At 66.3% G+C, this 10731-nt stretch carries 10 protein-coding genes; 9 read left to right on the forward strand and 1 reads right to left on the reverse strand.

Translation table 11 applies throughout. The annotated features are described in order from the left end of the window. Positions 1 to 4 precede the first annotated feature (4 nt). The 7 genes from LL236_RS09050 (at position 5) to LL236_RS09080 (ending at position 8615) form a co-directional block, all read left to right on the forward strand. Positions 5 to 1456 carry a DUF3375 domain-containing protein gene (locus LL236_RS09050; RefSeq protein ID WP_228178417.1) on the forward strand — a complete coding sequence of 484 codons (1452 nt, stop codon included), beginning with the start codon at positions 5 to 7 and terminating at the stop codon, positions 1454 to 1456. Then, positions 1453 to 2112 carry a DUF4194 domain-containing protein gene (locus LL236_RS09055; protein WP_228178418.1) on the forward strand — a complete coding sequence of 220 codons (660 nt, stop codon included), beginning with the start codon at positions 1453 to 1455 and terminating at the stop codon, positions 2110 to 2112. The genes LL236_RS09050 and LL236_RS09055 overlap by 4 nt, the downstream gene beginning before the upstream one ends. After that, complete coding sequence (locus tag LL236_RS09060) at positions 2109 to 5462, forward strand: ATP-binding protein (RefSeq protein ID WP_228178419.1); 3354 nt, start codon at positions 2109 to 2111, stop codon at positions 5460 to 5462. Before LL236_RS09055 ends, LL236_RS09060 begins: the two co-directional genes overlap by 4 nt. After that, positions 5459 to 6580 (forward strand): DUF3322 domain-containing protein, encoded by a 1122-nt coding sequence (locus LL236_RS09065; RefSeq protein WP_228178420.1) that lies wholly within the window; start codon positions 5459 to 5461, stop codon positions 6578 to 6580. Before LL236_RS09060 ends, LL236_RS09065 begins: the two co-directional genes overlap by 4 nt. Positions 6581 to 6692: 112 nt before the next feature. After that, positions 6693 to 7217: a helix-turn-helix domain-containing protein gene (locus LL236_RS15010; protein WP_228178421.1), complete on the forward strand. Its 525-nt coding sequence runs from the start codon at positions 6693 to 6695 to the stop codon at positions 7215 to 7217. A 25-nt stretch (positions 7218 to 7242) separates the two neighbouring features. Continuing rightward, positions 7243 to 7827: a PIN domain-containing protein gene (locus tag LL236_RS09075; protein WP_228178422.1), complete on the forward strand. Its 585-nt coding sequence runs from the start codon at positions 7243 to 7245 to the stop codon at positions 7825 to 7827. Positions 7828 to 8084: 257 nt separating this feature from the next. Further along, the gene (locus LL236_RS09080) at positions 8085 to 8615 is read left to right on the forward strand and encodes a cupin domain-containing protein (RefSeq protein WP_228178423.1); all 531 of its coding nucleotides are present in this window, start codon (positions 8085 to 8087) and stop codon (positions 8613 to 8615) included. 35 nt (positions 8616 to 8650) lie between these two features. Here the strand turns inward: LL236_RS09080 and LL236_RS09085 are convergent, their stop codons facing one another. Beyond that, positions 8651 to 8974 (reverse strand): DUF222 domain-containing protein, encoded by a 324-nt coding sequence (locus tag LL236_RS09085; RefSeq protein WP_228178424.1) that lies wholly within the window; start codon positions 8972 to 8974, stop codon positions 8651 to 8653. A gap of 82 nt (positions 8975 to 9056) precedes the next feature. On the opposite strand from LL236_RS09085, the gene LL236_RS09090 reads away from it, so the two are divergent. Together LL236_RS09090 and LL236_RS09095 are read left to right on the forward strand one after the other, a co-directional pair. After that, positions 9057 to 10049: an epimerase gene (locus LL236_RS09090; protein WP_228178425.1), complete on the forward strand. Its 993-nt coding sequence runs from the start codon at positions 9057 to 9059 to the stop codon at positions 10047 to 10049. Further along, entirely contained in the window at positions 10039 to 10713 is a 675-nt protein-coding gene (locus LL236_RS09095; RefSeq protein ID WP_228178426.1) for a TetR/AcrR family transcriptional regulator, read from the forward strand. The genes LL236_RS09090 and LL236_RS09095 overlap by 11 nt, the downstream gene beginning before the upstream one ends. Positions 10714 to 10731 lie beyond the last annotated feature (18 nt).

Genomic DNA, 10731 nt, shown 5'->3' on the forward strand with positions numbered 1-10731 from the left:
ACGCGTGCCCGCCGTCGCCCAGGTTCTCGAGCTCGCCCAGCTTGCGGAGCGCGATGCGGCGTGGAAGCTGCTTCGAGCCGACAGTGCACCCGTGGTCGCCGGTCTTCTCGGCACCCATCTGGGTGGAGACGAGCGCCGAGTCGACGCTGAGGAGCTGTACGAGCGGATCGATGCCGACCTCGAGCGGCTCCGTGCGCAGGGGCTGATCTTGCCGCTGACTGCGAAGGGGTACTGCGGGGAGTGGCGATCGGCCGGCTTCCTGGTGCGTCGGCCGTCATCGGAAGCGCGGGGTGAGACGCTCGAGCTTTCCCCGGATGCGATCGCCGGGATCCGCTTCTTGCAGGGGCGTGCCGCCCCGCGTTCGAGTGTGACCGAGTCTCGGCTTGCGAGCCTTGCGGCGCAAGTCCGTCGCCTCGCGATCGACACCGATCCTGATGCGTCAGCGCGCATCGCACTGCTCGAGGAAGAGATCGAGTCGATCGAGCGGCGGATCGAGAGCCTGCGTTCGGGTGACGAGACCGCGATCGACGAGGACCGGGCGCTCGAGCGCGTTCGCGATGTGTTGGCGCAGGCGGCGGACGTACCGGACGATTTCGCTCGGGTGCGTGCTGAGTTCGAGACGCTGAATGCGTCGCTGAGGGCGAAGATCGTCGAGTCCGATGTTTCTCAGGCGTCAGTCGTCGACGAAGTCTTTCGCGGAATCGACCACATCTCCGACTCGGATGCAGGCCGCAGTTTCGCTGCCTTCTCCCAGCTCGTGCTCGACCCTGCACTCGGTGCCGCGTTCGAGGCCGACATCCGCCGCATCCTCGACCGCGGATTCGCTCGTGATCTCACCTCGGATGAGCGCCGGGCACTGCGCGCCTTCCTCACAACGCTCAAGGGACGAAGCGCGGAGATTCACGACGTCATCACATTGTTCGCCCGGGCGCTCCGCCGCTACGTGCAGTCGCAGGACTACCAGCGCGACCGGGTATTGAGGACTCTTCTGCGGGAGGCTCAGCACGCGGGGGTGGAAGCCGCTGCGCATACGCGCCCGTGGTATCCGACGTCTCTCACGCTGGATCTCTCTGCTGTCGCGCTGTCGAGCGTTGGAGCGATCGATCTTCACGATCCTGCCGAATTCGCTGCCACCGAAGAGGTCGTCACGCAGCCGGCATCCCTCGCGAGTCTTGAGGAGTTGCGGGCGATCGCACGCGAGACCGAGATCGACTTCGACGAACTCACCCGGAATGTCAACGACCTGCTCGCCGAGGTGTCATCGTGCACCGTCGCAGATGTCCTTGCTCGATACCCCGCGACCCAAGGTGTGGGCAGCGTGATCGGACTTCTCTCGATCGCCGCCGAGCAGGGCACCGTCGACGATGAACCCGAGGTGCTCGCTTGGCAGGGCGCAGACGGAGTTCCGCGGGCGGCGATCGTCGCCGCGCACCGATTCACAGGAGCGGTGACATGACCGAACCGACCACAGCGGATGTCGCCCCCGACGAGCACACTGGCCTCTGGCGTGGCGACGCGGGCGAGCTTCCGGATCGTACGCGGCGGGTCTTGCTGCGTCTGGTGCGCGGCCCGTATCTTTCCGGAGCGCGCGAGGCGCAGCTGTGGGCGGTGCTGCTCACCGACGAGGCTGTCCTCCGCTCCCGGCTTGCCGACCTGTTCCTCGAACTGGTCATCGATCGGGACAACGAGTTCGCCTTCGTCCGCAACGCTCCGTCCGAAGATGCCCCGAAGGCGGTGCGGTCTGAGGCGTTGACGTTCCTCGACACCGCAATGCTGCTTGTCTTGCGCCAGACGCTGCTGAGTGAGGAGGGCCGCGGGCGCGTGATCGTGGGGCAGGCGGAGGTGTTCGAGCAGCTCGCCGTGTTCCGCACCCCGGACCGTGATGAGAAGGACTTCGCGAGCCGCGTCAACTCGTCGTGGAACAAGATGCAGAACAAGCTCCGCGTGCTGCACGCCGTTGGCGATGACCGTGCCGAGATCTCGCCGGTGCTACGACTGCTCGTCGATGCCGACCAGATCCGCGCGATCACATCTGAGTACCACCGGATCGCCCGAGAGGGCGGAGGAGAATCCGCTGCCCCGTCGACGGATGCCGAGGACGACACAGAATGACGATGCTGAGCTTCCCCACCGACGAGCCGCAAGTCGATCCGACCAGGCCCGGCCAGTGGCGACTCGCCCAGATCGAACTCGTCAACTGGGGTACGTTTGCGGGCCACGTCTCCGTGGACGTCGCGCGCGCCGGCCACCTGTTCACCGGCGCATCCGGATCGGGCAAGTCGTCGCTACTCGACGCGATCGCCGCCGTCCTCACCCCCGACAAGTGGCTGCGCCTCAACGCGGCGGCTCAGGACGGCGCATCCCGGCAGAGCGATCGCACGCTGATGAGCTATGTGCGTGGCGCCTGGAGCAAGGAAGCTGACGAGACTGCCGATCGGGCCACCACGACCTACCTGCGCTCGAAGGCAACCTGGAGCGGCATCCTGCTGCGCTACCAGAATCTCCGCGACGAACCAGTCGTCCTGCTGCGGGTATTCCACGCACCCGGCACGCGCACCGAACCGACCGCGTTGAAGGACGCACGGATCTTCGCCCGCGGTCACCTGGGGCTTCTCGAGGTGAAGCCCCACGTCGAGGGCGGAATCGACGCTCGCCGCATGTCGAAGGCCTTCCCCGACGCGCTGATCACCACCGGCGGGAGACACGGACGCTTTCATGAGCGCGTCGTCCGCCAGTTCGGCTTCCGCGGAGACGCGACACTTCAGCTTCTCCACAAGACACAATCAGCGAAGAACCTCGGCACCCTCGACGCCTTGTTCCGCGGGTTCATGCTCGACCAGCCGGGAACCTTCGCGCGAACCGCGACCGCAGTCGAGCAATTCACGGAGCTCGATGCTGCCCACAAGCACGTCGTCGACCTGCGGAAGCAGGCTGATGCGCTCCGAAAGGTCGATGAGGCGATCACCGCGTTCGATCTGGCCGGCGCCGAGGTGGCGGCGATCTCTGATCTACACGATGCAGTCGAACCCTTCACGGCGGGACTCAAGCTTCGGCTCGCGAAGGAGGCCGCGGGCCCCGCGCGCGCCAGGCTGGCACGCGCCGAGAGCGAGTTGAGCGACGCCGCGCGCGAGCAGCGGTTGGCATCCGAGGCGCTGGACAGCGCGAAGGCGCGTGTTCGGGACGAGGGCGGCGCGCGGGTCGAGCTTCTGCAGGAGCGGATCGAAAGTGCGCAGCGCGCCGAGGATATCGCCGGGCAGTATCGAGCCCAGCTGACCGCTGAGTTGGCGCGCATCGGTGCGCCGATGCCCGAGGATCCCGAGCAGTTCGCCGAGCTCCTTGCGGCGGCCGTCACCGAGGCTGCGCGCGATATCCCCGCGGTGTCGTATGAGGTGCGTGACGCCGCGAGCCAGGCGCGCAAGGCAGTGGACGAAGTCACGAAGCAGATTCAGGCGTTGAGAGATCACCGGAGCAACCTCGATGAGAGGCTTCTGAGCGCCCGGCGATTCCTCGCGGACGCTGTCGGCGTGCCGGCATCGACATTCCCCTTTGCGGGCGAGCTGATCTCGGTGGCCGAGCAGCACTCCGGCTGGCGCGGCGCGGCAGAGCGAGTGATGGCGCCGTTTGCGCCGACGCTCCTCGTGCGCGACGAACACCTTGTCGCCGCGCGGCGGGCAGCCGACTCGCGGACACTCGGCGTCCGGCTCGTCATCGAAGCGGTCCCGCACTCCGTCGACGAGCCGCGTCGCCCCAAGGATTCCCGCTCGCTCGTTCATCGCCTCGTGGTGAGCGACGGGCCCTTCGCGTCCTACGTCCGCAAGCGAATCGCCAACGAGTTCGACTACGCCTGCGTTTCACACCCCGACGAGCTCGACGGCGTCGACCGGGGCGTCACGATCGGGGGCCTCGTCAAGCGCAACTCACGCAGGTACGAGAAGGACGACCGTCACGATGTCGGCGATGCCACCCGGTGGATGCTCGGCGGCGACACTCAAGCGCGACTTGAAGCGCTGCTAAGCCGTCGCCGCGAAGCGGAACTCGCGAAGGACAAGACTGCTGCCCGCGAGTCGGATGCGGACTCGCTCCATCAGGACGCTGTCAGTCGGCGCGACGTCTTCAACCGCGTATCGATGTTCACGTGGAACCAAGTGGATCTCGCATCCGCGACGGCGGTCACCGCCGCCCGGCGCGACGAACTCCGGGTGCTCACCAGCGAGTCCGGGACTCTCCGTGAAGCACAGGAAGCCGCGGAGCGTGCAACCCAGCGGTTGAACGAAACGAACGAGGGTTACGAACGGGCGGTCGGAGATCACGCTGTCGCCGGCAAGAACGTAGAAAGCATCGCGGCGCATATCGCCGGACTCGAGGCAACACCGCATGCACCGGTCGACGAGCGGATCACCGACGCCCTCGAAGGCCGGTTCCGAGCCGAGCGACGCTCGGTGATCCTGGAAACGGTGGACGAAGTCGCGCGAAAGGTGCAGTCGGCACTCTCGAAGGAGAAGGACGCCGCGGCCGGCCGCGCGGCGGATGCTGAGGCCAGCTTCGCCGGGCGCGCCGCCGAGTTCCGGCTCGAGTGGTCCGCTGCATCCGCTGAGCTGACTGCTGACATCCGCGACCGCTACGGCTACCGGGAACTGCGGGAGGGCATCCTCGCGCGCGGCCTGCCCGAGAAGGAGACCGAGTTCCGCAAGCTGCTGCGGGAACGATCGCAGGACGTCGTCGCACACTTGCTCAGCGATCTCCGCGACGCCCCGGGTCTCATCCGCGAGCGAATCCTCCCCGTCAACGCATCCCTGGGGCGGTCCCCGTTCGAGGGAGCGGACCGCTTTCTCGAGATCGATGTGAAGACGACGCGGACCCCGGAGGTTGACGAGTTCCTCACCGACCTCCGCCGCATCGTCGAAGGCAACTGGGCCGACGAGTCGGCCGCCGGTGCCGAGCAACGATTCGCCGTGCTGCAGCGCGTAATCGGTCGGCTTGGATCCAAGGACCGCGTCGACATGGACTGGCGCAACCGAGTGCTCGACACGAGGCTGCATGTGAGCTTCCTCGCGCGGGAGAAGGACGTCACCGGCCGCGTTGTGCGGGTGTATGACTCGGCCGAGGGGCTGTCGGGCGGCCAGAGGCAGAAGCTTGTCATCTTCTGCCTCGCCGCAGCGCTGCGGTACCAGCTGACTGAAGAAGAGGACGACGTTCCGCGGTTCGGGTCGATCGTGCTCGATGAGGCGTTCGACAAGGCTGACAGCCGATACACGCGCAACGCGATGGAGGTGTTCCGCGAATTCGGATTCCACATGATCCTCGCGACACCGCAGAAGCTGCTGCAGACGCTCGAGCCGTACGTGGGCGCGATCACGTCGGTGTCGAACCCCGACCGCGACGCGTCACGGCTGGCGAACGTGGTGTTCTCGGTCGATGAGACTGAGGTCGCCGTCCCGCCGCACGCGGAGTCGCGCGCGTGAGCACGCTTGTCACACCGTCTGACCTGCGCGCGCGGGCGAAGAAACTCTTCGAGCGCGATGCACGCACTTGGGCCGCCGAGCAGCAGACCGATGTCGCGCTCGACGTTCCGCTACGCCCGCCAACGGAGCGGGAGGCGCTGGACGATCTCGATCGGGTTCGACAGTGGGTCGACGCATGGCGCGGTGTGAGCGAGGATTCGGGTATTGAGCTCGAGTGGGTCGTCCGTCATTGGTCACGCATTGGGTCGCAGGAAGTCCCCATTCGCGCGGTGCTGCGCGGTTCGGATTCGATCGCTCGAGCGGCGGGCGAGGCGGATGGTTGGCGACGTCTGGTGGCGCGACTCGACGAGTTGAGGGGCCTGGCCGGGTCCGACGCCGGCGGCGTGCTTCGCGCCCATGCCCGCGCGATCGGCGATCTCGATGGCGCCGACTTCGACAGGCTCGTCCATGTGCTGGCCTGGTTGCGCGAGAACCCGGAATCGGGCCGCCTGGTGCGGGAACTGCCGATCCGCGGCATCCACACCAAGTGGATCGAATCTCGCCGCGGACTCGTGGAGGCGTTGCATCGGGCGGGAACCGGTGCGCCCGGACTGGGCCTTCGCGAGCCGTCACCGCTCATACGGATCCGTGCTCTCGATCCGTCGCTCTCATTCCAGGGGCTCTCCGATGTGTCGGCGCCCGTCGACGACCTTGCGGCAAGCACGATCCGACCCGAGCGTGTGTTCGTGTTCGAGAACCTCGCCACCCTGCTCGCGATGCCGGATGTGCCCCGAGCTATAGCAGTGCACGGTGGCGGTCACCGCGTCGATCTCGTCGCCCGCCTCCCGTGGGCGCAGACGGTCACCTACTGGGGTGATCTCGATTCGCACGGATTCGCCATTCTCAACCGACTTCGAGCCAGGGGAGTGGACGCAACGTCGGCATTGATGGATATGGATACTCTGTTCGACCACCGTGATCTGTGGGGGATCGATCCGGATCCGAATGTCGGCGTGTTCGAGCTGCTCACGCCTGATGAGCGCGCGGCTCTCCAGTCGCTGAGCGCGGAGGGCAACATACGCCTCGAGCAGGAGCGCATTCCGTGGAGCTACGCGCTCGCACGGCTCGGGGTGTCCTGACGAGGCATCTGATCGTTGCTCCAGCGCGCTCCTATTGACTTGTCGGTGACGCGTGGTACCTTAATCGCAACAAACGCAACCACCTGCGTTTACGTGTATTGAGGTGATTTCCGTGTCTCGCGCTGCAGTTGTTGAAGAGACGTACCTTCCCAGCAGGGGAGTCGAGCTTGCCCCTGTGCTGGACTTCCTCACCGCCCATGAGGCCGCCGGTCGGGCTCTTCCCGAGCCGAGGTACTTTCTTGCGGGGGCGCGTCCAGGTGACCAGGTGGAGCTTCCGGAAGAGGTCTACCTCGCTCTCCGCAAGATCGTGGACGCGATGCAGAGCGGGCTTGCCGTGTCAGTTGTACCCCAGACAACACGGCTCACCACCCAGCAGGCAGCGGATCTCCTGAACGTGAGCCGCCCGACCATTGTGAAGCTCCTCGACGAGGGCGAGATCCCGTTCGAGAAGGCGGGAACGCACCGCCGCGTTCTCCTCGCGGATCTCCTCGAATACCGAGAGCGCCGCCGTGAGCGTCAGTACGACATGCTCGCCGCCACGCGCGACTCCGTCGGCGAAGACAACATCGAGCAGACGCTCGAGGACCTGAAAGCGGCGAGGAAGGCAGTGGCAGCGAGGCGGGCTGCCCGACTCTGACTTCGCAGGCTGAGAGGATGGGGTCGTGTTCACGGCGACCCTCGACACCAGCGTGCTGTGGCCGAGCCTGCAGCGTGACTTCCTCCTTTCCCTCGCGGTCGAGGGCGCGTATCGACCGACCTGGAGTTCGGCGATCCTCGACGAGCTCGAGTTCCACGAGGAGGCCAAGCTCGTGAAGCGGGGGATACCCATAGCGGAGGCGGCCAGCCGCGCAGCGACCCTCATCGCTGCGATGCGGCGAGAGTTCGCCGACGCGGAGGTCGAAGGCTGGGAGCCGCTGGAAGGTACGTTCGGGCTTCCCGATCCGGATGACGAGCATGTGGTCGCTGCGGCCGTCATCGCGGGAGCCGGAGCGATCGTCACCGAGAACCTGAAGGACTTCCCTGCAGGCAAGATTCCGCCGGGCATTCAGGTGCTCAGCGCCAGGGAGTTCGCGAAGAACACTGTCGCGCTCAACCCAAGGCATGCACTCGCTGCGGTGCAGGAGATCGCGAGTCGTTCTGGCCGCTACAGTACAGCGCTCACCGTCGAGGAGATTCTCGACATCTTGCGAGATCGATACGGCATGATCGAAGCCGTCGAGATGATGGTCGAAGCCACGTCCGCGTAGTCTCCAGATCGCGTGACTGAAGGGCGAGTGCAGCCACCTGATTTCGCGCCGAACACTCGCCACGTTTCTGCCACGAATCGAACCCGGCCGACCTGATCCAGGAGTACGTCGGCGACGTCAGAATCCGCGGAATCATGCGGTTTGAGTTGGGCTCGATTGTCATTGGCGTGATTTCAAATCCCTCCGTCTCCGCCACTTTTCCTGAACGTAGCTGAGCTGATCTCTTCTCGAAGCGGCATGCGGGCACGATGGAGCATGTGACACATCATCCTCGAGCCGACGAGTGGATTGAGCGGCTGGGACTGCGCGTGCTCGAGGGTGAATCGGGGTGGTGGGCTCCCGCCTTCCGTTCGGATGTGGAAGTCCGAACTGCCGACGGCGCGGCGTCTCCAGCCGCGAACGCAATCTATTACCTGCTCGACCCTCGTCGCCCCATCAACGCGTGGCATTGGCTTGCTGTCGATGACACCCACGTCATCGTCGACGGTGGTCCGGTCGAGTACGTGGTTGTGGATAGCGACGGTGCGGTGACCAGGTCGGTGGTGTCTCGGGAGACGCGGCCGATGATCACTGTCCCGGCCGGATCCTACAAAGCACTTCGACTCGTCGACTCCGCGGGCTTTGCGTTGATCTGTTCAGTTGTCACGCCGGCCTGGACTCCCGAAAGGGTCCGAATCGAACCGCCGGCGCAAATCATGCGGCCCTCATGGCTCGACGACCTCACGATGTCTGAGCTGACGACCGGGAACGTGAGTGCTCCGGGGCGTCCTGACCGGCCGCTGACCTGATCAGGGGTACAAGCCTTCGGCCCGGCGAACTTCAGTCACGTCGCGACATCATCGGCTGTCCGACTCATCAATGCCTCCTCGAGCCGATCGACGAGCAGGATGAAGGCGTCAGCGCCACGCTGCTCTTCGGTGCGTTTGTTGCGTGTTCCTCCGGGGAGGAAGCTGCGCATGTCCTCGGCGTGCAGCTCGGCCGTTATCCGTCCGAGCGCGTGCACGAGCGCCGCGCCGCTATCGCCTGCCAGTTTGCCTCCAAAGCTGGTCATGCCGGCGGACTCTTCGGAGTTCTCCATCAGGGCCGTGATCGCTTCGAGAAGCAGTTCGGCGGGTTCGTCTTCCACAAGGACATCAGTGATCGTCATGACGGCACGCTATGTCGTGCATCCGACAGCGATAGAGTTCTTCAGTTTCTGAACACGTTCAGAAAAGCGCTATCGTCGATGTATGGACACCGAGAGGCGGCAGGTCGCCGTGATCGCCGGCGGCAGCGGCTTCGTCGGACGAGCCGTTGTTCAGGCGCTCGCCGAAGACGGCTACGCGGTCCGTCAGATCGGGCGAACTGCGCCGGTCCAGTGGCACGATGCCGCGGCCCTGGCGCGCGCGGTCGACGGTGCAGACGTGGTCATCAACCTCGCGGGTAAGTCCGTGAACTGTCGCTACACGGACCGCAATCGCGCCGGCATCCTGAACTCGCGGGTCGAGACGACGCGAGCGCTGCGCGAGGCCATTGCGACGGCGGAGCGACCGCCGCGGGTCTGGATGAATGCCTCCACGGCGACGATCTACCGTCACTCCACCGATCGACCAAACGCCGAGTCGGACGGTGAGATCGGCTCGGGGTTCTCGGTAGATGTCGCAACGTCGTGGGAGCGCGAGCTCTTCGCCGGCTCGCTTCCCGACACACGCCGGGTTGCGCTGCGGATGGCGATCGTCATCGGCGACGGTCCGGCGACCCGGATGCTGCTGAACCTCGCCCGGTGGGGGCTGGGCGGCACGCAGTTCGACGGATGGTGCCCCCCGCACCACCGCTACCGCGGCATCGGTGACCAACCGACCGGCCCGGCGCGGGCGCCCTGGTACCGCACTCGCGGACGCCAGAGATTCAGTTGGGTGCACATCGACGATGTCGTTGCGGCCGTGCGCTTCATCCGTGACGACCCGCGCATGTCGGGTCCCGTGAACGTCGCCTCGCCCCATCCGAGCGACAATCGCACCCTCATGCGAACGCTGCGCAGCGTGGTCGGTGCGCCGGTCGGGCTGCCCGCCCAGCGCTGGATGCTGGAAGCCGCGATGTGGGTGCTGCGCACCGAGCCCGAGCTGGTCCTGAAGAGTCGGTGGGTCGTGCCGCAGGCCCTGAGCGATGCCGGCTTCACATTCGGGCACACCGACCTGCGAGCAGCGCTCGTCGACGCGAAGGAGGCGATCGATGCCAGCTGAGGTTCGACACACGAAGGGTGAGCGCACCCGTGAGCGCATCCGCTCCGCGGCGCTGCGATCATTTCGCGAGAACGGGTACGACGCGACGACGATCCGGGGGCTGGCCGACGAGCTGGGGATGTCGGTGGGGGCGACGAACTACCACTTCGCGTCGAAGAATCACCTCATCCAGGAGCTGTACCTCGACGTGCAGGAGCGGCACTGGGCCGCGGCTCAGCCGCTCCTCGCCGGCGCAACCGAGCTGATCGAGCGGCTGCGGATCGTCTTCGAGACCGGACTCGACCAGCTCGAGCCGTATCATGCCCACGCGGGAGAGTTCCTCTCGGCTGCGGTGTCGCCCCGGTCGCCGATCAACCCCCTGTCCGCTGAATCGGCAGAGGCTTTCGCGATCGTCGAAGGGCTGTTCGCGGAGGCGATCGACGGCGCGGCACCGACGCGGCTAACCGACGACGTGCGGGAGCGGATGCCGGATGCGCTCGTTCTCGCGCACCTTCTGCTCGCGCTGTTCTGGGTCTACGACACCTCAGAGGGCCGCCAGCGCACGCGGCTCCTGCTCGACAGGTCGCTGCGCCTGCTTTCGGCGGTGCTGCCGCTTGCTCGCCTTCCACTCGTTCGCGGGGCGGTAGCGGAGGTGCTCGCCCTGGTCGGCAGCGTCCGCGCCTGAGGGCCCGCGTCGGTGGCG

The organism is Microbacterium schleiferi (genome assembly GCF_020781975.1).
In the GTDB taxonomy this organism is placed as follows: Bacteria; Actinomycetota; Actinomycetes; order Actinomycetales; family Microbacteriaceae; genus Microbacterium.

Bases quoted from the DNA above. Each gene is read 5' to 3' on its own strand.
- LL236_RS09055 (WP_228178418.1), top strand. From the start codon at position 1,453: ATGACCGAACCGACCACAGCGGATGTCGCCCCCGACGAGCACACTGGC.
- LL236_RS09060 (WP_228178419.1), top strand. From the start codon at position 2,109: ATGACGATGCTGAGCTTCCCCACCGACGAGCCGCAAGTCGATCCGACC.
- LL236_RS09085 (WP_228178424.1), bottom strand. From the start codon at position 8,974: ATGACGATCACTGATGTCCTTGTGGAAGACGAACCCGCCGAACTGCTT.
- LL236_RS09090 (WP_228178425.1), top strand. From the start codon at position 9,057: ATGGACACCGAGAGGCGGCAGGTCGCCGTGATCGCCGGCGGCAGCGGC.
- LL236_RS09095 (WP_228178426.1), top strand. From the start codon at position 10,039: ATGCCAGCTGAGGTTCGACACACGAAGGGTGAGCGCACCCGTGAGCGC.